Genomic DNA, 24,573 nt, shown 5'->3' with positions numbered 1-24,573 from the left:
CCGCGCCCGCCACGACCCGGTTCGAGCTTCCGCCGTCGGCCAGGGCCACGGCCGGGACCATCGCCCCCGCCATCGACAGCGCGGTCAGAAGCGCCACGCCCGAGGCCGCGGTGCCCAACCGTCGGCGGCGCGACATAACGCCGCGCTCCGCGTTGAACTCACCCTGGAAACCGACCGGCTCGACAGCCTTGCTCATGACGCTCACTCACCCCATTGCGGCCCTTCACGGGACCTGATTGCGAACAAGGGGGATGACGCGACGGCGCGGGCGGCGACGGCGTCTTCCCCTTCGGCGGCCCCGCTACCTCAGGGATCTGAGGCCGGAGGCTTTGCGTCCCGCCGTCGCCGGCGGTTTGCCTTTTCGGACTGGAAGTCCGTCGCGCGCGGCCCGTGCTCCGGGCTTCAGCGCTGAGGGTTCATTTGCACATTCTGCAACGACTTGCTGTGCGAGGCGTCTCACGGCACGCTGCAATACGTCTCAACTGACACGCGAATCTCGATTAGCTATTAGGAGTTGTTTCAGACCAGACAGGTAATAGCGCCCTGGTCATCGAGAGTTTTCGTTAATGCGCCAAGGCCTGCTGCTGTCGACAGACCTCGAAGAACCATGTTCTCGAAGCGTGTTCTGGCGGGAGCTCTATCTGGAGCCGCGCACCTTCACCAACATTGATGTAAAAAACTGCGCATCGACCAAGCATCGCGACGATCTTCAGCGACGGAAGATCATCGCCGGCGGCCTCGATCGGTACTGCGTGCAACTGCTGACCTCCGGCGACCTGCGCGGCGACTGCGACGGCACGATGATCGCGGCAAGCAGCGGCGACATCTGCATCTTCGACCTGGCCCGCCCCTATGCGTCCGAGATCTCGAGCGGCGCGCGGCTGACAGTGATCGCCCCGCGCCAGCCGATCGACCGCGTCGCCGGCGGCCACAGCCTGCACGGCCTGGTGCTGCGCGCCGACGATCCGCTGGCCAGGCTGCTGCGCAACTTCATCGTCGACGTCCATGCTGTCGCTCAGGGCCTGCAGGCCGACGATTCAGACGCCGCCGAGGCCGCCCTGATCGAGGTGCTGACCATGGCCCTGGCCCGCCGGCGGCCGGAAACGCCCCCGGCCGGAGCCACCCGCCTGGGCCGTCGCTTCCGCGAGCGGATGCTGGAATTCATCGATTCCCGCCTCGCCGATCCCGCCCTCAACGCCGAGACCCTGATGCTGCGCTTCGGCGTTTCGCGCGCCAATCTCTACCGCCTGTTCGCCGAGGACGGCGGCGTGGCCAGCGCCATCCGCGCCCGCCGCCTCGACGCGGCCTGGCGCGCCCTGGTCGGCGCCGAGCCCGCCAGCGTCACCGAGATCGCCCTGGACTTCGGCTTCTCCAGCAGCGGCCAGTTCTCGCGCGCCTTCCGCGGCCGCTTCGGCGTCTCGCCGACCGAGGCCAGGGCCGCACGCCAGCCCGACAACATCTAGACGCGAACCACCAGCCCCCTAAGGGAGCGCGTCGATCACGCGTCGTTGGCGACGTGAGTGATCAGGTTGTCGCGCACGCGGGTGATGGTCTTCTGCACCTGGCGGAACTCGTCGGGCTCCAGGCCCGTAGCCTTGACCAGGGTCCGCTGGCCGCCCTTCTCACGCAGCGCGCGGCCGGCCTCCGTCAGGCTGATGATAACCTGGCGCTCGTCTGCAGGATCGCGGCGGCGCTGCAGGAAGCCCAGGCTCTCCAGCTTCTTGAGGATAGGGGTCAGGGTGTTGCTCTCGAGGAAGAGCTTGTCGCCCAGGCTCTTCACGCTCTGGCCGTCCTCCTCCCACAGCGCCACGATGATGATCCACTGGGTGTAGGTCACGCCCAGTTCGTCGAGGATCGGCTTGTAGGCCCGGCCATAGGCCAGATTGGCCGAATAGACGGCGAAGCACAGGAAGTCGGCGAGCCTGGGGGCTTTGCCCAAAGGGGCGACAGGCAGGTCGGAAGTCGTCATCGGAGCCTTGCGTTCAGGGGGCCGCGGGCGGTTCGCGGCGGTTCGAGACAAATATAAATCGGATCCGATCAAATCGGAAGGTTGACGATGTGCGAAACTTCGATCTATGAAGTCGGTACCGATTATATCGGATCCGATTGAAAGGGAAATCGACATGACCACCGCTCCTCAAACCACCGTCGACACCGTCCTCTATACCGGCCGCACCCACGTCACCGGCGGCCGCGACGGCGCGGCCCGCAGCGACGACGGCAAGCTGGACGTCCGCCTGTCGCCCCCGGGCGGCGCTGGCGCCGGCACGAACCCCGAGCAGCTGTTCGCCGCCGGCTGGTCGGCCTGCTTCATCGGGGCCATGGGCCTGGCCGCCCGCGCCCAAGGCGTGACCCTGCCCGCCGACGTCGCCGTCGACGCCGAGGTCGACCTGGGCAAGTCGGGCGAGGGCTACCAGCTGCAGGCCCGCCTGAACGTCAGCCTGCCGGGCCTGCCCGCCGACGTCGCCCGCGCCCTGGTCGAGGCCGCCCACCAGACCTGCCCCTACTCCAAGGCCACGCGCGGCAACATCGGCGTGACCCTGAACCTGATCTGATCCGCCTGATCTGGCTCGCCAGATCTGACCAGGAAGACCCGAGGCGCTGCCCCTCTTCGCCCTAGAGCCGCAGCGCCGCCATCCGCCCTCCCCGATCCCAAGGAAACGCTCATGTCCGCCCTCACCGCCTTCGCCACGCCGCAGTCCGCGCAGTTCCACGCCGTCTCGCTCAGCGTCGCCGCCGTCGCGGGGATCGCCACCCTGGGCGTGACCTCGGTCATGCTCCCGCCGCCGGCCATGTTCCTGGGCTGGGCCGCCTTCAACCTGGCGGGCGACGACCTGCGCGGCGGCCTGGCCAACACCGTCTCGCACCTGCTGGGCCTGGCCCTGGGCGCCGGAACCGCCCTGCTGATCGGGGCCATGACCCCTATGCTCGGCCTGCTGGCCACGCCGGTCGCCGTGATCGGCGTCGTCATCGTCGTGCTGTCCCTGCGCGAGGTCGAACCGATCAACAATCCGCTGGCCTACTTCCTGGGCCTGACCAGCTTCTTCTATTCGGGTCTCGCCCCCTCGACCTCGACCCTGGCGATGCTGGGGACCTCGGCGGCCATCGGCGGCGCGGCCTGCGCGATCGCCGCCTTCGCCCAGGACGCCGTGGCCCGCGCCGGCGAGGTTCGCCATGCGTAAGCGCTTCTTCCTCGCCCTGGCCGCCGCCCTGCTGGCCGGTCCCGCCCTCGCCCAGAGCCTGCCGAACCTGTCGGCCGCAGACGTGCTCGGCCCGGCCGGTGTCGCGCCTCTGGCCGCGCCCCAGCCGCCCGCGCGCCTGGTGGTTGATCCGCCCCTGCCGGGTCCCCTGTCCCTGGGCCGGGTGTTCATCCAGTACCGGGCCGAGAACCTGCGCATCCAGCCGGTGTTCGGCTCCGCCGCCCTGTCCGTCACGCCCCGCATCGGCCACGTCCACGTCACCGTCGACGACGCCCCCTGGCACTGGGCCGACGCCAGCGGCGAGCCGATCATCCTGGTCGGCCTGACGCCCGGGTCGCACAGCGTTCAAATCACGCTCGCCGACGCCAATCATCGCCCGCTCGACAGCGCCACGATCCGCTTCGTCGTTCCGGCCGCCCCTGCCGGCCACCAGCACTAGGCACGCCCCATGACCTCGAAGTTCGACCTGCCCCGCCGCCGCCTGCTGCAGGCTGTCGCCATCGCCGGCGCCGCTGGCCTGGCCTCGCGCGCCGTCGCCGCCACCGCCGTCGCGCCACCGCCCGCCTGGACCTTGCGCCAGGTCACGACGCCCGACCTGGTCATCGGCTATGCCGAGGCTGGCCCCGCCGACGGCGCGCCGGTGATCCTGCTGCACGGCTGGCCATACGACATCCACGCCTTCGCCGAGGTCGCCCCGATCCTGGCCGCGGCCGGCAAGCGGGTGATCGTCCCGCACCTGCGCGGCTATGGGACCACCCGCTTCGTCTCGGACGCCGCCCCACGCAACGGCCAGCAGGCCGCCCTGGCCGTCGACGTCATCGCCCTGATGGACGCGCTGAGCATCGACAAGGCCGTCATCGGCGGCTTCGACTGGGGCGCGCGCACGGCCTGCATCGTCGCGGCCCTGTGGCCCGACCGCTGCTCGGCCCTGGTCAGCGTCAGCGGCTACCTGATCGGCAGCCAGGCGGCCAACGCCGCGCCCCTGCCGCCCGAGGCCGAGCTTTCCTGGTGGTACCAGTTCTATTTCGCCACCGAGCGCGGCGCGAAGGGCTACGCCCAGAACCGCGACGTCTTCGCCCGGCTGATCTGGAAGACGGCCTCGCCCAGGTGGGCGTTCGATGACGCCACATTCGCCCGCTCGGCCGCCTCGCTGGCCAATCCCGACCACGTGGCCATCACCATCCACAACTACCGTTGGCGCCTGGGCCTGGCGCAGGGCGAGGCCCGCTTCGACGCGCTGGAGGCCAAGCTGGCCCAAGGCCCGGCCATCACCGTGCCGACCATCACCATGGAAGGCGACGGCAACGCCGCCCCGCACCCGCCGCCGGCCGCCTATGCCGGCAAGTTCAAGGGCCGCTACGAGCACCGCGATGTCGGCGGCGGCGTCGGCCACAACCTGCCCCAGGAAGCGCCGCGCGACTTCGCCCGCGCCGTCCTGGACGTCGCCCGCTGGGCGGCCTGAAGCCTCGCTTTCAAGGAGCGGTCATCGTGACCCGATCCGAACATCTCTCCCGCCGCGACTGGCTGAAGGTCGCCGCCGTCGGCCTCGCGCCGCTGTCGGTCGCCGCCGCCATCGGCCTGCCGACGGCCCGCAAGGCCCTAGCCTGGACCTCGGGGTCCTCGTCGGCGCTGGACGCCCTTTCCCTGTCGCCGCAATGGCTGAACGGCCCGGCGCCGACGCCCAAGGCCCTGGCCGGCAAGGTCGCGCTGGTCGCCTTCTGGACCTATTCCTGCATCAACAGCCTGCGGGTCCTGCCCTATCTGCGCGCCTGGCACGCCCGCTATCGCGACCGGGGCCTGGCGGTGATCGGGGTCCACACGCCCGAATTCGCCTTCGAGAAGGACCTCGCCAACGTGCGCCAGGCCCTTGTCGACCTGGACGTTCCGTTCCCGGTCGTGCTCGATAGCGACTGGCGGATCTGGCGGGCCTACGGCAACAACGCCTGGCCGGCCTTCTACTTCGTCGGCGCCGACGGCAAGGTGCGCGGCCATGCGGCGGGCGAAGGCGACTACGACCGCCACGAACGCCGCATCCAGGCCCTGCTGGCCGAAACTCCCGGTCCGGCGATCGCCGAGGGCCTGTCGCCGATCAAGGCCGTCGGCCCCGAAGCCGCGCCCGACTTCACCGAGCTGGGCTCGCCCGAAAGCTATATCGGCTGGGGAAAGGCAGACGCCTTCGCCTCGCCCGGCGGTCTGCGCCAGGACGCCGCCAAGGCCTACCGCCCGCCCGGCGCCCTCGACCTCAACCGCTGGGGCCTCTCCGGCGAGTGGCGGGCCGGCGAGGAGTTCACCACCAGTCTCGCGCCCGGCGCGGTGATCGCCAGCCGCTTCCACGCCCGTGACCTGCACATGGTGCTCGCCCCCGACCAGCCCGGCCGACCCGTGCGTTATCGCGTCCGCCTCGACGGCCAGCCGCCAGGTCCCGACCACGGCTGGGACGTGGCGAGCGACGGAACCGGCGTGATCGACCGGCCACGCATGTACCAGCTCGTCCGCCAGACACGGCCCGTCGCCGATCGCGGCTTTGCTATCGAGCTCCTCGATCCCGGCGTCCGCGCCTACGCCTTCACCTTCGGCTAGCCAGGCCACCTTCCCCCAACGCCACCCCCAGACGGCCTCACGGCCGAACCCTTCCGCACGCCTCCAAGGAAACCTCCGATGTCCAAGAATGCCCTCCTCTTTTCCGTCGCGCTGAGCCTGACCGGCTTCGCCGCCGCCCAGGCCGCTGCGCCGCCCGCCGCCAAGCCGACGGTGGTCCTGGTGCACGGCGCCTTCGCCGACTCCAGCAGCTGGGACGGCGTGGTCGCCGACCTGCGGCGCGACGGCTACCCCGTGGTCTCGGCCGCCAATCCGCTGCGCGGCGCGGCCAATGACGCCGCCGCCGTGCGCACGGTGATCAACGCGATCCCCGGCCCGGTCGTGCTGGTCGGCCACTCCTATGGCGGCACGGTGATCTCGGCCGCCGCCGACGGCGCGGCCAACGTCAAGGCGCTCGTCTATGTCGCCGCCTTCGCCCCCGAGGTCGGCGAGAGCACCTTCGAGCTGGCCGGCAAATTCCCCGGCTCGACCCTGCCGGCCGCCCTCGACAAGCCGATCGACCTGCCCGGCGGCGTCCACGACCTCTATATCCAGCAGGACAAGTTCCCCGCCCAGTTCGCCGCCGACGTGCCGCTGGCCAAGGCTCGCCTGATGGCGATCGCCCAACGCCCGCTGACCGACGCCGCCGGCGGCGAGAAGGCCGTCTCGGCCGCCTGGAAGACGATCCCGTCGTGGTGGGTCTGGGGCGGCGGCGACCGCAACATCCCGCCGACCGCCATGGCGTTCATGGCTGAGCGCGCGCATGCCAGGCAGGTCGTGACCGTGCCGGGCGCCTCGCACGTGGTGATGATCTCGCACCCGCACGCGGTCTCGACCCTGATCGAGACCGGCGCCAAGGCCCAGTGAACGAACCGAAGAAGGACAAGCCCATGACCAAGACATGGCTGATCACCGGGGCCTCGCGCGGCCTCGGGCGGGCCCTGGCCGAAGCCGTGCTGGCGGCCGGCGACCATCTGGTGGCCACCGCCCGCGATCCCGGCGCCCTTCAAGACCTCGCCCGGCGCCACGGCGACGCCGTGCGGCTGGCGGCCCTCGACGTCTCCGACCCGGTCGCGGCCGAGCAGGCGGTGGCCCTGGCGGTCTCGGCTTTCGGCCGGCTCGACGTGGTGGTCAACAACGCCGGCTACGGCGATGTCGGCCCGGTGGAGGACACCTCGCTCGACGACTTTCGCCGCCAGATCGAGACCAACCTGTTCGGCACGATCATCGTCACCAAGGCGGCGATCCCTGCAATGCGCGAGCAGCGCTCGGGCCACGTGATCCAGCTGTCGTCCGTCGGCGGACGGATCGGGGCGCCGGGCCGTGCGCCCTACTCGGCCGCCAAGTGGGGCGTCGAGGGCTTTTCCGAGAGCCTGGCGCTGGAGATGGCGCTGGTGGGCGTCAAGGTGACGATCGTCGAGCCGGGCGGCTTCCGCACCGACTTCGCCGGGGCCTCGACGACGCTGAGCGCCGGCCGCTCCGAGTACGACGCCGTGGTCGGGGCCACCGCCCGGCGCCAGGCGGCCTATGACGGAACCCAGCCGGGCGATCCAGCCCGCGCCGCCCAGGCCATCCTCGCCGTGGCCGCCATGGACGAGCCGCCGCTGCGCATCGCGCTCGGCAGCGACGCCGTCGCCATCATCCGCGATACCGACCAGCGGCGGCTGGCCGAGCTGGAACGCTGGCGGACCTTGAGCGTCTCGACCGACTTCCCGGCCCAGTAATTCTGATCGGCCTTGCAGCCGAGCAGACGGCGGCGTTCGAAAACCTGAGCGAAAGCAGGGTGTTGAACGCCGCCAATAGGCCTCTTGAGAACACCTGATTTGTCGCCCGCCCCGCGTGGTCGCAAGCCTGCGACCAAGACACGGAGGCGAACATGACCACGGCAGCGAAACGCCAACTGAAACTCGGCGCCATCCTCGAAGGCGTCGGCGCCGATCACGCCAGCTGGCGCGACCCCGACCTGGCCGGCGACGCCAGCATCGACATCGGCTGGTACATCGACAACGCCCGCCTGGCCGAGGCCGCCAAGTTCGACCTGGTCTTCATCGTCGACAGCCCGTTCATCACCCCCGACACCGCGCCGCACTTCCTCAACCGGCTGGAGCCGCTGACCCTGCTCTCGGCCCTGGCGGTCTCGACCTCGAAGATCGGCCTCGTGGGCACCCTGACCACCTCGTACTGGGAGCCCTACAACGTCGCCCGTCAGTTCGGCTCGCTGGACCACATCAGCAAGGGCCGCGCGGGCTGGAACGTGGTGACCACGGGGCTGGAAGGCGCCGCCCGCAACTACGGCCGCGACGCCCACTTCGACCACGCCGTGCGCTACGAGCGGGCCGGCGAGTTCGTCGACGTCGTCCAGGGCCTGTGGGACAGCTACGAGGACGACGCCTTCCCCCGCGACAAGGCCGCCGGCGTCTTCCTCGACAAGGACAGGCAGCACGCCCTGAACCACAAGGGCGTGCACTTCCAGGTCGCCGGGCCGCTGGCGCTGAGCCGCTCGCAGCAGGGCCAGCCGGTGATCTTCCAGGCCGGGGTCAGCGGCGCGGGCCGCGACCTGGGCGCCCGCATCGCCGAGGGCGTGTTCGCCGGCGTCGACGGCTTCGAGGACGCCCAGGAATACTACGCCGACCTCAAGGCCCGCGCGGTCGCGCAAGGCCGCGATCCCGACCACATCAGCGTGCTGCCGGGCCTCTCGCCCGTCATCGCCGACACCGACGAGGAGGCCCGCGCCCTGGCCGAGGCCCAGCGCGGATCGGTCAGCATCGACAAGCTGCTGACCCAGCTTGGCCGCGCCTTCGGCTATCACGACTTCAAGCAGTATCCGCTGGACGGCCCGTTCCCCGACGTCTCGGGCCTCAGCCTCAACAGCTACAAGGGCCACGCCGAGCGCATCGTGCGGATCTCGCGCGAGCAGGACCTGACCCTGCGCCAGGCGGCCGAGCGGTTCGGAACCTGGCGCAGCGACTTCGTCGGCTCGCCCCAGACCATCGCCGACGAGATCCAGCGCTGGTTCGAGGGGCGCGCCGCCGACGGCTTCATCCTACGGGTCACGCGGCCGCGCGACTTCGCCCTGTTCCGCGAAGAGGTCGTGCCGATCCTGCAGGCCCGCGGCCTGTTCCGCACCGAGTACGAGCACGACACCCTGCGCGGCCACCTGGGCCTGCCCGTTCCCGAAAACCGCTGGACCCGCGCGCCCGGCCAGCTGGCGGCGGAATAGCGATGGCCGAGTTTCTGGAAGCCGTGATCGAGGCGGCCCCGCCGCCGCGCCCGCCCGTCATCGACCTGGCCCTGGCGGCGCTGGACTGGCCTGCGCCTGGGCTGACGGATCGCATCGATGTGCTGGAACGGGCGGCGCTCGACGCGGCTTAGATCGTCAGTCGCCCGGCGTGGTCCTCGTCCCTCGACAAGCTCAGGATGAGGACCATTGGCAGGTCAAAGCGATAGAAAAACCTCATCCCGAGCCTGTCGAAGGACGAGGTTTTCGCCGCCCGGCGCTGGCCGCCTCTACCGCCAAACGAACCGCGCCCCATCCAGCCCGTCAGACTGCGGCCCCGGACTGTCGGCCGTCCAGACGCCAGTCGACGACACCCGCAGGAAGCGGTTGGTGACCAGCGACATCAGGGCCAGCTCTCCCGTCGGGGTCTCGATCCACTGGAAGGCCTGGGCCTTGTCGTCCCGCGCCTTCGAGGCGCCGACCGTCCCGTCGGCGGCGACGGTCAGATAACCGTCCTCCCCCCTTAGCAAGACCCGCCCCAGCGGCCGCTTCTCGACGCTCACCGCCGTCTCCTGGCCCAGCGCGGCCAGCGTCACCTTGCGACCGTCCGGGATCGGCCGGCGCAGGCCGCGCGGATGCGGCTCGAACACCTCGAAGGCGTCGAAGTCGGCGTGACCGCCGTCCCGGCCGGCCTCGTTGTAGGCGAACAGGCCGTAGCGCACGCCCTGGAAGGTGCGCAGCTGGAACACCATGGCCATCGGCTCGCCCAGGGCCGTGAACGCCTTGCCGTCGGCCGAATAGGAGAACCGCGCCGTCTCGGCCATGAAGTCGGCGTCGGCCTGCAGCCAGATCCGCGTGCCCGAAACCTTCGCCTTGACGCTTTGTCCCGTACGCTGGTCGCGCTGCTCGACCTCCAGCCCGCCGGCGACCTTGCGCACGCCGATCCAGGCATGGGGCAGGTTGAGCAGGGCCAGGCCGGCCACGTCGCCCTCGGCCAGACCGGAGGCGTCCAGCAGCGTTCGCGGCCGCGACGCCGGGCCGATCGCGCGCTGGGTCAGGGTGTTGCGCGCCGTCCAGAAATCGGCCGCCGGCAGGGTCTTCAGGCGCAGAAACCCCGGCCGCTCGGACAGCGACCACCTGCCGTCGACCGGGACATGGTTCCACTGCCACATCGGCTTGAGCTTGCCGCCCGAGAAGTCGTCGCCGCGCTCGTAGGGTGCGTGCGGCGCCTCGCTGGCCCCGGTCTCGGGCTTGACCCAGGTGCGCGGGTTGCGGCCCAGGTTCCCCGGCAGGCCGAAATAGGGCCAGCCGTCCTTCCAGGTCACCGGCGACAAGGCCGTCAGCCGCCCCACCGAGTTGTAGTCCATCATCGAATAGCCCCACCAGGCGCCGCCCGGCGTCTGCACGTAGCCGCCCTGGTGCAGGGCCGTGCGGCCGCGCGGCCGGGGATCGGGCGGGATGATCGCGAACGGCGGCTTGGGCGCCTCCAGGCGATTGCCCTCGGCCAGGCCGAAATCCTCGCCGACGCTGATCTCGCGATTGACCTCGTAGGGGCCGTCCGGGCGATCGGCGCGCGCCACCGGCAGGCGCATCATCCCGTCGAACCAGGCGCTGGTGATCCAGTATTTGCCGCCGACCTTGGTGAAGTGCAGCCCCTCGCCCATGCCCTGCTCGGGGGCGATGATCTCGCGCTCGGAGCCCGGGACGACGTCGGTGAGGTCGGCGTTCAGCTGCGCCATGCGGATGCCGCGATAGCCCCAGACCACGTAGACCTTGCCGTCGTCGTCGAACAGCACCGACAGGTCGTGGAAGCCGCGCTTCATCCGCGTGCGCGTCCACGGCCCGGCCGGGTCCTTGGCCGTGAAGTGGAAGGTCGCCTCGCGGTTGACGTTGCTGAAGATGTGGAAGACGCCGTCGTGATGGCGAAAGCTCGGCGCCCAGAAGCCCTGACCGTAGACGTCGCCGCCTTCCAGCCGGAAGTTCGGGCCCAGGTCCAGCCTGTCGGCTGCGTAGCCGACGAACCGCCAGTTCACGAGATCGCGCGAGCGCAGGATCGGCAGGCCCGGCATCGTGTGCATGGTCGTGCCTGTCAGGTAGTAGTCCTCGCCCACCCGGATCATGTCGGGGTCGGAGAACTCGTCGTAGAACAGCGGATTGGTGAAGGTGCCGTCGCCGTTGTCGGCGGTCCAGGTGCGGGGCGGAGGCTCGGCCGCCAGACCCGGCGCAGCGCCGCCCATCAGCAGAAACGCCGCCAGGCCGGCCAGGAATACGCGGTGAGGCTTGCTCGGCGTCATGTTGCTTCTTCCCTCGTCGCCGTCTCGAGCGGCGTCTGGAGCAGCCTCGCGAAGCCGCCAACCATTTGTCGGAGTATATTCGACGTCAATTCTCGTCAATCACGGGGCAATCTGGATATGCGTGCACATGCAACATCAAGAAACCCACTTATTGTCTGAGTAAACAAGCCGAAACCGTCCATTTCGGGGCCCAAACCGGGCCACATCCTCGCCACACAGGCGGTTCAACCAGGCGGATCAGTGCTTTTTCGGCCTTCCGCCGGTTGCGGCGGACGCTTGACGTCACATGGCGGCGCGTGACAAGGCCGATCTCACCAGTCAGTCTGGTTCTCCCGATTCTATAAGGAGTTACTCCATGAACACCGCCGATATCGCCGAAGCTCTGGTCGCCAGCGACGACAAGCTGACCAAGACCCAGGCCAAGGCCATCGTCGACGGCGTCTTCAAGGCCATCGCTGACGCCGCCGTGAAGGGCGAAGAAGTCTCGATCCCGGGCTTCGGCAAGTTCAAGGTCCAGGACAAGCCGGCCCGCACCGGCCGCAACCCGGCCACCGGCGCCACGATCGAGATCGCCGCCAGCAAGAAGGTCGGCTTCACGCCGGCCAAGCAACTGAAGGACGCCGTCAACGGCTGATCCTGACAGGAACGGCCTTCGGGGCTAACCCGAAGAAAAAAGAGGCGGAACGTCCCTGACGTTCCGCCTCTGCTGTTTTTGGGGCGTTTCAAAGGCCCCCTGATCAAATCTGCTTAGGCCGTCATCCCGGCCGAAGGCTCGCCAGGCGAGCCGTAGAGCCGGGACCCAGGGGCGACCGCAGTGCGCCGGCCCCTGGGTCCCGGATAAGCGCTTCGCGCTTTCCGGGATGACGATCAGTGTTGAACGCTGATCTCCCAGAACCGCCCTACCAGTTCCACATCGTCCCGTCTTCCAGGCGCGCGACCGGCAGCTGGCGCGGCTCGTAGGGGTACTTGGCGGCCAGGGCCTCGTCGATGTCGACGCCGTGGCCCGGCGTGTCGCCCACGTACAGCATGCCCTTGTCGAACCGGTAGTCGTGCGGGAACACCGCGTCGGTCTCTTCCGAATGGCGCATGTATTCCTGGATGCCGAAGTTGGGCACCCAGGTGTCGAAGTGCAGCGCCGCCCCCATGGTCACCGGCGACAGGTCCGTCGCCCCATGGCAGCCCGTGCGCACCGACCACAGCGAGGCGAAGTCGGCGATGCGGCGTAGGTGGGTCAGGCCGCCGGCCCCGACGATGGTCGTGCGGATGTAGTCGATCAGCTGTTCCTGGATCAGGTCCTTGGCGTCCCAGATCGTGTTGAACACCTCGCCCACGGCCAGCGGCGTGGTGGTGTGCTGGCGGATCAGGCGGAAGGCCTCCTGGTTCTCGGCCGGCGTGGAGTCCTCCAGCCAGAACAGGTCGTAGGGCTCCAGGCTCTTGCCCAGCTGGGCCGCCTCGCGCGGGGTCATCCGGTGGTGGCCGTCGTGCAGCAAAGCCACGTCGAAGCCGTGCTCCTTCCGCAGCGCCTCGAACAGGGTCGGCAGGTAGCGCAGGTACTTGCGGGTGTCCCAGGTGGTCTCGGTCGGCAGGGTGGCGTCGGCCGGCTCGTAATACATGTCGCCGCGACCCACGCCGTAGGCCAGGTCCAGGCCCGGCACGCCCGACTGGGCCCGCACGGCCTTATAGCCGGCGTCGATATAGCGGCCGACGGCCTCGACGGTGTCTTCCAGGTCGCTGCCGTTGGCATGGCCGTAGACCAGCACGCCATCCCGGCTGCGACCGCCCAGCAGGTCGTAGAGCGGCGCGCCCAGCGCCTTGGCCTTGATGTCCCACAGGGCCACGTCGACGGCGGCGATGGCGCGCATCGTCACCGGCCCGCGACGCCAGTAGGCCCCGCGATAGAGGAACTGCCAGATGTCCTCGATGCGGCGCGCGTCGCGGCCGATCAGCACCGGGATGACGTGGTCTTCCAGATAGGCGACGACCGACTTTTCGCGGCCGTTCAGGGTGGCGTCGCCGATGCCGTAGACGCCCTGGTCGGTCTCGATCTTCAGGGTGACGAAGTTGCGGCCGGGCGAAGTGACGATCACGCGGGCGCCGGTAATTCGCATCGGCGGCAGGCCGGCTGCTTTGAACGCCTCGGTTTGGCTAGTATGCACGTCGAGATTCCCGTGGTCTTCCAGTTGGAAGACCCATAACTATCGACAACTGGCTTGTCCATATTGGTCAGACCAATTTTAGGAAGTCCCCGCATGTCCGTGAAGGGCGAGAACCGTCTGTACGAACGCGTCGCCAAGGATCTGGCCGGCCAGATCGCCGAGGGCCGCTACGCCGTCGGCCAGCGCCTGCCGTCCGAGCGCGACCTCGCCCAGACCTATTCGGTCTCACGCCCCACGATCCGCGAGGCGATCATCGCCCTGGAACTGGACGGCATGGTCGAGGTGCGCCTGGGCTCGGGCGTCTATGTAAAGGCCCAGACCCCCAACGAGGGCCAGGCCGGCGCCACCGACATCGGTCCGTTCGAACTGCTGGAAGCCCGCCGCGCCATCGAGGCCGAGGCCTGCGCCATGGCCGCCAAGCGCATCACCAACGAGGAGCTCGACCAGCTCGACACCCTGGTGATCGAGATGCAGACCGAGAACGCCCGCGACGTCGACCGCTCCGAAGACGCCGACAAGCGCTTCCACATGCTGATCGCCGCCTCCACCCAGAACAGCGCCATGATCGCCGCCGTCGAGATGCTGTGGGAGGCTCGCGAGCGCTCGCCCCAGACCAAGCTGATGGGCGAGAAGGCTCACGCCGCCGGCGTCATCCCGCGCATCGACGAGCACGCGGCCATTGTCTCGGCCCTGCGCGCCCGCTCGCCCGAAGACGCCCGCGACGCCATGCGCCGCCACCTCACCCGCGTGCTGAACTCGCTGCTGGCCGCCACCGAGGTGCAGGAAATGGAAGAGGCCAAGGCCCGCATCGCCGCCGCTCGCGACCGCTACACCTAGGAAGCCACGCAAACCTGTTTACGGCGGTCGCAGGAAGCTCAACTATCAACCCCAGATGTAAGTGGGGGTGTCATGTTCAGCTCAGTGCTCTTCGCCGCCGCGCTCCTGCAGGCCGGCCCCGCCCTTCCGCCCAAGGAATGCCGGGACGACAACCACGCCGACCGCTGCGCGCCGGAGGACCGGGCCCGCATTGTCGCCAAGCTCGGCATGGCTTCGGCCGACGCCGAGGCCAAGGCGGGCGTCGAGGCCTATCGCGCCTTCTTCGTCGATGGCTACGGCCGCGAACGCCCGACCATCGCCTTCGAGCGCCGGCCGGGCCAGCCGCCCAAGGCCGTAGTCTACGCTCAGGGCCGCAAGCTCGAAGCGCCCGCCTCGCTGACGGCCTGGAACAAGGTCAAGACCGAGGCGCAGTTCGCCGATCGCGCCCTGGCGCCGCTTGCGCCCGCCAAGCCAGGCGACGACCTGCCGAACATCTGCCTTCACGCCTGGGTGTCGTCGGTCGAGATCGTCAACGCGCCGACGCGCGAAGGCGGCCCCGACACGGTCAGGACCCGCACGGAAAACGCCTGCGGCCCCGGCCTGACGACAAAGTTCACCTTCGAACTGGCGACGCTCGCCATCCAGCAGTTCCCCGCCTGCGAGGCCTTGTCGGCGACCAAGTATCGCAACGACATCGAGCGTCTGGCGGCCTGCACGCTCCTGCACGGCGACACCCTCGCCGCCGCCGGATTCGCCAGCCAGACCGGCGGCTGGCTTGAGCTGCGCCGCGACCTCGAACCGGCCATGGCCTGGAGCAACTGGATCGGGACCAACGCCAAGGCCGAACTGAACTGGAACGGACAGGTGACCAAGGACGACATCTACCGTCGAAACAACGTCGGCAAGTTCCTCGCCGGCCAAAGCGCTACGGCGCGGATATCGCTCTATCCCGATCGGATCGAGGGCGTGGACGGCCGGACGGTCAAGGTGACCGGGCGCGTCGACAGGACCTCCCTGTCCGAGCCCCAGGTGCGGGCTTCCGCGGCCAGCGACCAGACCTGGATCTGGGACACGGGCCTGCGCGAGTGGATGCTCAAGTCCTGGACGGTCGGGGCCTTCACCGTCACGAAATAGGCGACGCGCGAGGGCCCCAAGCCCTCGCGCGCCCTGCCCGATCAGAACGTCATCGACGCCCGCACGCCGCCGTAGCGCTTGAAGTCGCGCGGCAGGAAAGCCTGCACAGCCAGCTGGTTGCCGTAGGCGCCGTAGTTGTTGACGAGGTTGGTGTAGTAGCCCTCGTCGAACAGGTTGTTGACGAACGCCGTCACCTGGTAGCCGCGCGCCTTGTCACGCACGCCCACCGACAGGTTGACCACGGCATAGCCCTTCTGGACGGTCAGCGGATCCTGGTTCAGCGAGTAGTTGACGCTGCTCTGGTAGTTGGCCGCCACGTTGGCCACGCCTTCCAGGTCGCCGGCCAGCGGACGCACGTATTCGGCGCCGGCGCTCAGCTTCCACTTCGGGGCCTGGGGCGGACGCTCGCCGGCCAGGTTCTGGCGGGCGGGCGAGCCGGTGCAGCCCTGGGCGGCCGTCTGGCCGGGCCAGCACTGGGCGCCGGCGAACTGGGTGATCTCGGCGTCCAGATAGGCGACCGAGCCCGACAGCGTCAGGCCGTCGACCAGGCGAGCCGTGGTTTCCAGCTCGACGCCGCGCGTGCGGATCGCGCCCACATTGGTCAGGCGGAAGTTCTGGGTGCCGTCGGGCAGCAGTTCGGCGCCCTGGGCCTGGAAGTCGTCGTATTCGGTGTTGAACAGCGTGGCGTTCAGGGTCACGCGGCGGTCCAGGAACCGTGAGCGCACGCCCACCTGGATGTCTTCCGAGCTTTCCGGACGCACGGGGCCAAGGTCGGCGCGAGCCTGGTTGAAGCCGGTGGTCAGGTCGTAGCTCTGGCCCTTGTGGCCGGTGGCGAAGGTGGCGAACACCATCACGTCATCGGCCAGCTTGTGCTGAACGCCCAGGCGGTAGGTGGCGTAGTCGTCGCTGGCGCCGTCGGCCCAGGCCGCGGCCGGCCCGCCGCGCAGGTCGCGGAAGGTGTAGCCGATCTTCTCGCGACCCAGGCGCAGGCCGCCGATCAGGGTCGTGCCCTCGATCACGTCATATTCCAGCTGGCCGAAGACCGAGTTCTCGTTCGAGCCGGAGGTCGCGTCCCAGTTGGCCTGCGAGAAGGCCGGGCCGCGGAAGAAGTAGCGGCGATAGTTCACGTCGGCGTGGAAGGCGCCCAGGGTGTATCGCAGGCGGTTCGAACCATCCGAGACCAGGCGGATCTCCTGGTTGAACTGGTCGGCCGAGAACAGGCCCTTGGCGTAGTTGTTGACGCTGAGCGCCGTCTCGTCCTGGTCGAAGGCGTCCAGCATCTTGTAGCGATCGTTGGCGGTGACCGAGATCAGGGTCGCGAAACCCAGGTCGTAGGTCAGCTTCAGCGACTGGGCGAAGTCCTCGTAGTCCGAGCCGGTGGTGACGTTGTTGACCACCGAGGCGTTGTTCGGACCCACCTTCACGCCGGGCGCGAACACGGCCGGCGTCCAGGCGGCGTTGCCGCGCAGGCGAGCGTCGGGCGACAGGGCGATGAACGGCCGGCCCGCCGTGGTGTCGCCCTTCAGGTAGTCGACCGCCAGGGTGGCGCTGAACTTGTCGGTCGGGTCCCAGACCAGCTTGTTGCGGGTGGCGAAGGTCTCGCGGCCGTTGACCTTCTCGCCGTTGTAGAGGTTGTCGATATTGCCCTCGAAGCTGGTGTAGCTGTTCGACGAGCGGAATCTCAGGGTGTCGGTGATCGGGCCCGAGATCATGGCGCCCAGGCCGACCTCGTCGTCGGTGGTGGCGAGAGCGCTGACCTTGCCGGTCAGCTCGCGGGTCGGGCCCGGCGTGACGATGTTGATCAGGCCCGCCGAGGCCGACTTGCCATACAGCGTGCTCTGCGGACCGCGCAGAACCTCGATCCGCTCGACGTCGGCCAGGTCGGCGAAGGCCCGGGCCTGGAAGGCGATCGGCACGTCGTCGACCACCACGGCGACGCTGGGTTCGACCCCCACCCCAAAGGCGAAGGTGCCCACGCCGCGGATCGAGACCGAGGCGTTCACCGGGTTATCGGCCGGGCGCACGATCAGCGACGGGGCCACCTTGGTCAGGTCGGTGAATTCACGCACGGCGGCGGCTTCCAGCTGGTCGCCGCCGATCACCTGCACGGCCATCGGCACGTCCTGGACGTTCTGCGAGCGCTTCTGGGCGGTGACGACGATCTCGCCCACGACCGCGTCGTCGACCGTCTCCTGGGCATGGGCGAGGCCTGCGAAGGCGGCCAGGGCGACCCCCGCCGAGATCCCGCCGAGCGCCGTCGTGTTGAAAAACCGCCGCATACCTGACTCCCACATTTTGAAGGGTTCTTCGACCCGATGGGAGTGCACATAACGATTGGTCAGGCCGATTACAATAGCGGCCTGACCATGCGCCCTGGCCAAACTTGACCAAACCCTCTAGGAAGGTCGCAAGTACGATTTAGGGAGAATGCCGCCCATGACGCCCAGCCGTCGCCAGCTGCTCGCCGGAGCCGCCCTGACCGCCAGCGCCGCCCTCGCCATCCAGGCCCAGGCGCAAGAAAAGGCCGCCTCCCCGCCCCTGCCCGCCAGTGACGAGCCGCTGCTGCTGTTCGCCCAGCACGACCGCCCGCGAACCACGCTGGACGGCCTGTGGGCCTACATCCTCGACCAGAACGACTCCGCCTTCCGCAAGCCCAACGCCCGCCGCGCCTTCTGGCTGGACGAGCCGCAGAAGCCCGGCGGCCCCGTCGTCGAGTACGACTGGAGCATCTCGCCGCGCATGGAGATCCCCGGCGACTGGAACTCCCGCGATCCGTCGCTGGAATGGTACGACGGCCCGATATATTTCCATCGCCGCTTCCAGGCCCCCGCCGATGCGGGCGGCCGCCGTTTCCTGAGCTTCGAGGCGGTGAACTACGACGCCGTCGTCTGGCTGAACGGCCAGGAGATCGGCCGCCACGAGGGCGGCTTCACGCCCTTCGTCTTCGAGGTCACCGGCAAGCTGAAGCCCGGCGAGAACGTCGTGGTGCTGCGGGTCGACGACCGGGTCGGCCCCGAGACCCTGCCCTCCCTCGATTTCGACTGGAAGAACTACGGCGGCATCACCCGCTCGGTCTGGCTGGTCGAGACGCCGGCCACCTTCCTGCGCGACGCCTTCCTGCGCCTCGAAGCCGGCCAGATCGTCGCCGACCTGCGCGCCGACGGTCCGGCCGCCGCCGGCCTGGAGCTCTCGGTCGCCATCGCCGGCCTCAACCTGACCCTGACCGGCAGGACCGGTCCCGACGGCCGCGCCCGCCTTTCGGCCAAGCCCCCGCGCGGCCTGAAGCTGTGGTCGCCCGAGACGCCCACGCTCTACGACGTGACCTTCAAGGCCGGCGAGGACGTCCGCCGCGACCGCGTCGGCTTCCGCACGCTCGAGGCCCGCGGCCGGCAGATCCTGGTCAACGGCAAGCCGCGCTTCATCCGCGGGATCGCCCTGCATGAAGAACCCCTGGGCGCCCAGGGCGGCCGGGTCATGACCCCACCCGAGGCCCGCGCCCTCCTGGAAGAGGCCAAGGCGCTGGGCTGCGACATGGTTCGCCTGGCGCATTATCCGCATACGGAAAGCACCGTGCGTCTTTGCGACGAGCTGGGTCTCCTGGTCTGGTCGGAGATCCCCGTCTACTGGGACGACGTGGCCTATGAGAGCCCCAGGACCCTGGCCCTGGCCCGCGCCATGGCCGCCGAGATGGTGGTGCGCGACCGCAACCGCGCCAGCGTCGCCTTCTGGTCGGTGGCCAACGAGACGCCCACCCACCAGGCCCGCACGACCTTCCTGCGCCACGTGGTCGCCGACATCCGTCGCCTCGACCCCACCCGTCTGCTGACGGCCGCGCTCAACAAGAACATCGACGTCGGCGGCGCCAAGGCCGGCCAGAACCAGTTCGTGGTCGACGACCCGCTGGCCCCCGACCTCGATGTCGTGGCCATCAACCAGTACGAGGGCTGGTATGGCCCGCGCACGCCCGACCAGGCCAAGACCGTCCGCTTCTCAAACCCGCACGACAAGCCGATGATGATGAGCGAGTTCGGCGCCGACGCCCTCTATGGCGAGCGCGGCCCCAAGGAGAACCGCTGGACCGAGGAGTACCAGGCCTGGGTGTTCGAGGAGACCCTGGCCCTGCTCGACCGCGACGGCTTCGTGGGCGTCAGCCCCTGGGTGCTGAAGGACTTCCGCTCGCCGCGCCGCTGGCACGCCCGATACCAGGACTACTGGAACCGCAAGGGCCTGGTCAGCAACGAGGGCCACCGCAAGCTCGCCTTCGAAACCCTGCGCCGCTACTATGCGGGCAAGGCATCGTGAGGACCGCTGCCCTTCTCGTCCTGGCCCTGCTGGCGCCGGGCGCAGCCCAGGCCCAGGTCCAGACCCAGGGCTTCGACGTCGCCGTCACGGTCGACGACCTGCCCGTGCACGGCGCCCTGCCGCCGGGCATGACCCGCCTGTCGATAGCCCGCTCGCACATCGAGACCTTCAAGGCCCACGGCGTGAAGGAGGCCTTCGGCTTCGTCAATTCGGCCAACGCGACCGACGCGGAAAGCAACGCCGTGCTCGACGCCTGGCGCGCGGCCGGCCATCCGCTCGGCAACCACACCGCCAGCCATCTCAACCTCGAGAAGGCCGAGACGCTGGAGGCCTGGATCGCCGATCTCGAGGCCGGCGAGCCGGCGGTGGCCCAGCGGATGCAGGGCCAGGACTGGCGGTATCTGAGGTTTCCCAACCTGACAGCCGGCACGCGCCCCGAACGCCACCAGGGCGCGGCGGCCTGGCTCGCCGCGCACGGCTACAAGGTCGCCCACGTCACCATCTCTTTCAGCGACTGGAGCTACAGCGACGCCTACGCCCGCTGCCTGGCCCGGAACGATCAGGCCGCCATCAGGACGATGGAAGACCAGTACCTGCGCGGTGTCGACGAAGAGCTCGCGAACATGCGGACCGTCTCGCAGGCGGTCTACGGCCGGATGATCCCGCAGGTGCTGCTGACCCACATCGGCGGCTGGTCGGCGCACATGCTGCCCCAGGTCATGGACCGCCTCGACGCCGCCGGCGCCCGCTACGTCACGCTGGAAGACGCCCAGAGGGACCCGGCCTATGCGCAGGCCGCGACCATTCCCGGCGGCGGCGGGATCATGGAACGCACGGCCAAGGCCCGAGGCGTCTCCCTGCCGGCGACGACCGCGCCGACCTTTGAGCGCGTGGACCCGAAGACGCTCTGCCGTTGAAAGACTCCCCCTCCTCCCGTCATTCCCGCCACAAGAGCAAGTGTTGACCGAAACAGACATTCGCTCGTAACGCCGATCTGACCGTCCGAAACAGGCAGCCGCACCAACTTCGGCTCACGACCCAGTGCGGAAATTCGAAAAACCGTCGCAGAGCTCCATACTTTACCTTAGGTAGCTGTACGCAGTCTAAGATTGAGTGAGCACCCGGTTGATCCTAAGACGAAGCGGTGAGCCAGGAGGCAGTCGAAATGTTCAACGTCATTATGCGCCACTACGACTGGAACGATCCGACCGGTTCGATCGAGGTCGCGCGGGTGTTCGAGTTCACCGACGACGGCCTAGCGGCGCGGTTCATGGACAACGGTGCCCCTGCGTTGGACCGACTTCGCGCACTTCCGTCCCTTTTCATTCCCGAAGGCACCCAAAACGAAATTTGTCGGGTGGGGACAGTGACTTCCGCAAGGATTACCGGGAACGAGGTCAGGTTTGAATATGCTGTCGATCCTGACGTCCCACCCCTGCAGAATGCAGCTTTGTTCGCAGTTAGAAATCAGCTCGACATGGACCGGCATCGTTACAACTTCGACTGGGGCCGGAACTATTGGGCCGTCAAGGATGTGGATCTATATCGATTTCTGCTACGTAACGTGCCCCCTCGGCGCCAAAGGCCCTCGGTCTTCAACATACCCGAGCATCAGGCGATCGAGCCGCAACTCGTCTCCGTCATGATGCCATTCGACGCTGGCTTCGGACCTGTATATACGGCGATCCAGCAGGCAAGCGCCGCCTGCAACCTTGTTACTCGGCGCGCCGACGAAATCTGGGAAGCACCAGGCATTATCCAAGACGTGGTGAGCCTGATCGACCGAGGTCGGATCGTCGTTTGCGACCTAACCGGCCGGAACCCAAACGTGTTCTATGAGGCCGGGATTGCGCATACACTCGGCCGCGAGGTCATCATCATTACGCAGAGCGAACATGATGTTCCGTTCGATCTTCGGCATCTCCGCCATATTCGGTATCTCAACAATAATGAGGGCCTCGCCAGTTTAGCCGAGGCTCTTCGAGCCCGAATGCAGACAGTTCTTGGCCACTGATGGACGAGGCCTAAGCGGGCCACCTCGATAAACGAGCAGCCGGACTAGAAATCGAGAGCGCTGCAATTGTCAGTACGTGGTGCCTAAGCTGGCCTTGGCATGCGTCTGGGCGGAGGCAAGGTCCATTCACCACCCTTGCTGACACTGCTGGCGTCCGCTCGCTGGGACTGCGTCGGTAGCGGTGGAGGTTCCCGCCACAAGGGTGGGCATGACATCCTGAGCGTGAGCACAAAAAAAGGCCGACCCGTCGTCGTGGTCGGCCGGAGGGGAACTATGAAGGTTGTGGTCGGCTCGCAGACGCCAAACACCCTTTGCTTTTACCGAACGACAGCCAGCCACGCAACAGCGGCCTGACCAATTTTCGCAACTTTCGCGCTAATAGCGCTGTCATCCGTGAATGACAAATCTCATATTTTGCAACGACTTTTTATTTATATGACCAATCACCTCCCCTTTCCCACGTATCGACGCTAGGGTGCGCGGCATAATCTTGGTCAGACCAATAACGCAGCGTTGGGAGGCGCTCAGGATCATGGCTCATCGAACTGCCGCGCCCTGGCGAAAGCTGCTGCTCGGCGCCGCCTTGGCCGCCCTCGCCGGCGCCGCCCAGGCCGCCGAGATCCGCGAGGTCCGCCTCTATGGCGCGGCCGGCGGCAAGCGCTTCGACGGGATCGGCGTGGTCGAGGGCGGCGGCGCCACCGGCGTCCTGCTGAAGGACTATCCCGAGCCCCAGCGCAGCCAGATCCTCGACCTGCTGTTCAAGCCCAGGTTCGGCGCCTCGGTCAGCGCCCTCTATGTGGAGATCCCGGGCGACGGCAATTCCACGCAAGGGTCGATCCCCAGCCACAGCCACGCGCGCGGCGACCTCAACTACAAACGCGGCTACATGTGGTGGGAGATGGTCGAGGCCAGGAAGCGCAACCCGCGTCTGTCCCTCGACGGCGCAGCCTGGAGCGCGCCCGGCTGGATCGGCTCGGCCGGCAAGGTCTACGACCAGAGCACCGGCCAGGACTATCGCCTCGACCAGCCGTTCTACTCGCAGGATACCGAAGCCTATTACGTCGACTGGCTGAAGGGCCTGCGCGGCGTGCACGGCCTCTCGCTCGACGCCATCGGCCCGCGCAACGAGAAAGGCGCCAGCTACGACTTCGCCAAGAGCTTCCGCCGCTCCCTCGACGGCGCCGGATTCTCCTCGGTCAGGCTGCACGGCTTCGACAACTGGCCCGATCCCTGGAAATTCAAGTTCGTCGACGACATGGCGGCCGACGCCCAGCTGCGCGACGCGATCGACATCGTCAGCGCCCACAACAACGCCCCCAAATCGGCGGTTCCGGCCGAAATCCAGGCCAAGGCCGCCGCCTTGGGCAAGCCGATGTGGAACACCGAGCAGCATGTCTACGAGCCCGGCTACGAGGCGCTGATCGGCCTCGTCGAAGCGTTCAACGACAACTATGTCCGCAGCGGCTTCACCAAGGTCGTCAACTGGTACGGCATCGCCGGCGTCTACGAGACCCAGCCCTATTCCGGCGAGAAGGAAGCCGCCGTCCGCGCCAACTGGCCCTGGAGCGGCCACTACGCGATCAACCCCGCCCTCTGGGGTTACGCCCATTACGGCCAGTTCGCGCAGGTCGGCTGGACCTACCTGGCCGGCGCCAGCGGCGAGCTTTCAGGCGGCGGCTCGTTCGTCACCCTGAAGTCGCCGGGCGACGACTACAGCGTCGTCATCGAGACCCGCGGCGCCGCCGAGCCGCAGGCCCTGCGCCTGTTGGTGGGCGGCGGCCTGTCGACCAGGCCTCTCGCCGTCTGGCGCAGCACCCAGGCCGAGCATTTCGTCCGCCAGCCGGATCTGGCCCTGCAGGACGGCGCGCTCGAGCTGACGCTGGAACCCAACGCTGTCTATTCCCTGACCACAACACGCGGCCAGGCCAAGGGCGGTTTCGAGGCCGTGCCAGAGAAGCGCGCCTTCCCCTTCCCCTATGCCGAAACCTTCGAAGGCTACGGCAGGCCCGAGACCCGCGGCTGGCAACCACGCTACCTGGCCGACATCTCCGGCGCCTTCGAACTGGCCGACTGCCAGGGACGCAAGGGAACCTGCCTGCGCCAGGCCGCGCCGGTCCCGCCGCTGTCCTGGGCGCCGGACTGGAAGCCCTACACCATCCTCGGCGACGCCGCCTGGCGCGACTACGCCGTCGCCGTGGACTTGCGGCTGGCCGGCGGCGAACGCGCGGCGGTCATGGGCCGCATCGCCCAGGTCGGCACGGGCTATGGCGTGATCCCCAAGGGTTACTACTTCGAGCTTTCCGCCGACGGCGAGGCGCGACTGGTGGTCGTCCGCGGCAAGATCGACAAGAAGACGCTGATCGGCGACGCCGAGCAGCAGGCCCTTATCAAGGCCGGCAAGGATGTCGGCGAAGGCGGCGAAAAGCTGCTCGCCCAGGCCCGCCTGCCGGGCGTCGCGCCAGGCCAGTGGCGACGGCTCGAACTGCGGTTCGCCGGCGAGACGATCACCGGGCTCGTCGACGGCAAGCCCGTCCTGACCGCGACCGACGCCCTCTATCCCGCCGGCATGGCCGGACTGATGGCCGGCCCCAACGGCAAGGCGCTCAGCATGCCGCTCTTCGACGACCTGAAGATCACCGGCGACCACCCCGCCTCCCCGACCCCGCCGCTGCCGCCGCCGATCTACGCGGCGGATCGGTGACGAACCTCCCGAAACGGTTACGCCGTAAAAGATCCTCCCCCTCTGGGGGGAGGTGGCCCGGAGGGCCGGAGGGGGGCCGTTTTCAGCTGCCGCAACGCCCGAAGGTCTCCCTCCACCGATCGCTGACGCGATCGCCCTCCCCACAGGTGGTTCGCAGATCCA

General features: G+C 68.5%; 22 protein-coding genes and 1 riboswitch. Of the genes, 17 read left to right on the top strand and 5 right to left on the bottom strand.

All coding sequences use genetic code 11. The features are described from left to right. The coding region (locus ACODR1_RS07285) for a hypothetical protein (protein WP_488879863.1) at positions 1 to 196 on the bottom strand (196 nt) is incomplete at its 3' end. Between the two features lie 92 nt (positions 197 to 288). Further along, a riboswitch (cyclic di-GMP riboswitch) is annotated at positions 289 to 368 on the bottom strand. A 198-nt stretch (positions 369 to 566) separates the two neighbouring features. Here ACODR1_RS07285 and ACODR1_RS07280 point away from each other — a divergent pair. After that, positions 567 to 1,463 carry a helix-turn-helix domain-containing protein gene (locus ACODR1_RS07280; protein WP_488879862.1) on the top strand — a complete coding sequence of 299 codons (897 nt, stop codon included), beginning with the start codon at positions 567 to 569 and terminating at the stop codon, positions 1,461 to 1,463. Between the two features lie 35 nt (positions 1,464 to 1,498). Here ACODR1_RS07280 and ACODR1_RS07275 read toward each other — a convergent pair whose 3' ends face one another. Continuing rightward, positions 1,499 to 1,969 carry a MarR family winged helix-turn-helix transcriptional regulator gene (locus tag ACODR1_RS07275; RefSeq protein ID WP_488879861.1) on the bottom strand — a complete coding sequence of 157 codons (471 nt, stop codon included), beginning with the start codon at positions 1,967 to 1,969 and terminating at the stop codon, positions 1,499 to 1,501. A 154-nt stretch (positions 1,970 to 2,123) separates the two neighbouring features. Between ACODR1_RS07275 and ACODR1_RS07270 the strand changes: the two genes are divergently transcribed. The 9 genes from ACODR1_RS07270 to ACODR1_RS07230 all read left to right on the top strand — a co-directional run bounded on the left by ACODR1_RS07270 (position 2,124) and on the right by ACODR1_RS07230 (position 9,149). Next, positions 2,124 to 2,555, top strand: coding sequence for an organic hydroperoxide resistance protein (locus tag ACODR1_RS07270; RefSeq protein ID WP_488879860.1), 432 nt, complete (start codon positions 2,124 to 2,126; stop codon positions 2,553 to 2,555). 111 nt (positions 2,556 to 2,666) lie between these two features. Next, positions 2,667 to 3,182 (top strand): DUF1097 domain-containing protein, encoded by a 516-nt coding sequence (locus ACODR1_RS07265; protein ID WP_488879859.1) that lies wholly within the window; start codon positions 2,667 to 2,669, stop codon positions 3,180 to 3,182. Beyond that, positions 3,175 to 3,639, top strand: a complete 465-nt coding sequence (locus ACODR1_RS07260; RefSeq protein WP_488879858.1) for a DUF6130 family protein — start codon at positions 3,175 to 3,177, stop codon at positions 3,637 to 3,639. The genes ACODR1_RS07265 and ACODR1_RS07260 overlap by 8 nt, the downstream gene beginning before the upstream one ends. A gap of 9 nt (positions 3,640 to 3,648) precedes the next feature. Next, positions 3,649 to 4,662, top strand: a complete 1,014-nt coding sequence (locus tag ACODR1_RS07255; RefSeq protein WP_488879857.1) for an alpha/beta fold hydrolase — start codon at positions 3,649 to 3,651, stop codon at positions 4,660 to 4,662. Between the two features lie 26 nt (positions 4,663 to 4,688). Then, entirely contained in the window at positions 4,689 to 5,780 is a 1,092-nt protein-coding gene (locus ACODR1_RS07250; RefSeq protein WP_488879856.1) for a redoxin domain-containing protein, read from the top strand. Positions 5,781 to 5,858: 78 nt separating this feature from the next. Next, positions 5,859 to 6,644 carry an alpha/beta fold hydrolase gene (locus ACODR1_RS07245; RefSeq protein ID WP_488879855.1) on the top strand — a complete coding sequence of 262 codons (786 nt, stop codon included), beginning with the start codon at positions 5,859 to 5,861 and terminating at the stop codon, positions 6,642 to 6,644. A gap of 23 nt (positions 6,645 to 6,667) precedes the next feature. Then, on the top strand, positions 6,668 to 7,501 hold the full coding sequence (locus tag ACODR1_RS07240) for an oxidoreductase (protein WP_488879854.1): 834 nt from the start codon (positions 6,668 to 6,670) through the stop codon (positions 7,499 to 7,501). 152 nt (positions 7,502 to 7,653) lie between these two features. Then, positions 7,654 to 8,997 (top strand): LLM class flavin-dependent oxidoreductase, encoded by a 1,344-nt coding sequence (locus ACODR1_RS07235; RefSeq protein WP_488879853.1) that lies wholly within the window; start codon positions 7,654 to 7,656, stop codon positions 8,995 to 8,997. A 2-nt stretch (positions 8,998 to 8,999) separates the two neighbouring features. Beyond that, on the top strand, positions 9,000 to 9,149 hold the full coding sequence (locus ACODR1_RS07230) for a hypothetical protein (RefSeq protein WP_488879852.1): 150 nt from the start codon (positions 9,000 to 9,002) through the stop codon (positions 9,147 to 9,149). 135 nt (positions 9,150 to 9,284) lie between these two features. Here the strand turns inward: ACODR1_RS07230 and ACODR1_RS07225 are convergent, their stop codons facing one another. Next, entirely contained in the window at positions 9,285 to 11,288 is a 2,004-nt protein-coding gene (locus ACODR1_RS07225) for a glycoside hydrolase family 43 protein (RefSeq protein ID WP_488879851.1), read from the bottom strand. Between the two features lie 355 nt (positions 11,289 to 11,643). On the opposite strand from ACODR1_RS07225, the gene ACODR1_RS07220 reads away from it, so the two are divergent. After that, positions 11,644 to 11,922: an HU family DNA-binding protein gene (locus tag ACODR1_RS07220; RefSeq protein ID WP_101715906.1), complete on the top strand. Its 279-nt coding sequence runs from the start codon at positions 11,644 to 11,646 to the stop codon at positions 11,920 to 11,922. Positions 11,923 to 12,187: 265 nt separating this feature from the next. On the opposite strand, the gene manD is transcribed toward ACODR1_RS07220, so the two are convergent. Continuing rightward, a complete protein-coding gene (gene manD, locus ACODR1_RS07215; protein WP_058346316.1) occupies positions 12,188 to 13,396 on the bottom strand; it encodes a D-mannonate dehydratase ManD in 1,209 nt (402 codons plus the stop codon). 141 nt (positions 13,397 to 13,537) lie between these two features. Here manD and ACODR1_RS07210 point away from each other — a divergent pair, with 141 nt between their 5' ends. Together ACODR1_RS07210 and ACODR1_RS07205 are read left to right on the top strand one after the other, a co-directional pair. Next, complete coding sequence (locus ACODR1_RS07210; RefSeq protein ID WP_101717511.1) at positions 13,538 to 14,281, top strand: FadR/GntR family transcriptional regulator; 744 nt, start codon at positions 13,538 to 13,540, stop codon at positions 14,279 to 14,281. A 72-nt stretch (positions 14,282 to 14,353) separates the two neighbouring features. Beyond that, positions 14,354 to 15,394, top strand: a complete 1,041-nt coding sequence (locus ACODR1_RS07205; protein WP_488879850.1) for a hypothetical protein — start codon at positions 14,354 to 14,356, stop codon at positions 15,392 to 15,394. A 41-nt stretch (positions 15,395 to 15,435) separates the two neighbouring features. Here ACODR1_RS07205 and ACODR1_RS07200 read toward each other — a convergent pair whose 3' ends face one another. Next, on the bottom strand, positions 15,436 to 17,673 hold the full coding sequence (locus ACODR1_RS07200) for a TonB-dependent receptor (RefSeq protein ID WP_488879849.1): 2,238 nt from the start codon (positions 17,671 to 17,673) through the stop codon (positions 15,436 to 15,438). A gap of 157 nt (positions 17,674 to 17,830) precedes the next feature. Between ACODR1_RS07200 and ACODR1_RS07195 the strand changes: the two genes are divergently transcribed. From ACODR1_RS07195 to ACODR1_RS07180, 4 genes are all read left to right on the top strand, one after another. Next, positions 17,831 to 19,696, top strand: coding sequence for a glycoside hydrolase family 2 protein (locus ACODR1_RS07195; protein WP_488879848.1), 1,866 nt, complete (start codon positions 17,831 to 17,833; stop codon positions 19,694 to 19,696). After that, positions 19,693 to 20,613, top strand: coding sequence for a polysaccharide deacetylase family protein (locus ACODR1_RS07190; RefSeq protein ID WP_488879847.1), 921 nt, complete (start codon positions 19,693 to 19,695; stop codon positions 20,611 to 20,613). Before ACODR1_RS07195 ends, ACODR1_RS07190 begins: the two co-directional genes overlap by 4 nt. A gap of 248 nt (positions 20,614 to 20,861) precedes the next feature. Then, a complete protein-coding gene (locus ACODR1_RS07185) occupies positions 20,862 to 21,710 on the top strand; it encodes a hypothetical protein (protein WP_488879846.1) in 849 nt (282 codons plus the stop codon). 532 nt (positions 21,711 to 22,242) lie between these two features. Then, the gene (locus tag ACODR1_RS07180; RefSeq protein ID WP_488879845.1) at positions 22,243 to 24,411 is read left to right on the top strand and encodes a galactocerebrosidase; all 2,169 of its coding nucleotides are present in this window, start codon (positions 22,243 to 22,245) and stop codon (positions 24,409 to 24,411) included. The last annotated feature ends 162 nt before the right edge of the window (positions 24,412 to 24,573 follow it).

It is taken from the genome of Caulobacter sp. FG7 (assembly GCF_057808875.1).
This window is presented reverse-complemented; position numbering and strand designations above follow the sequence as displayed.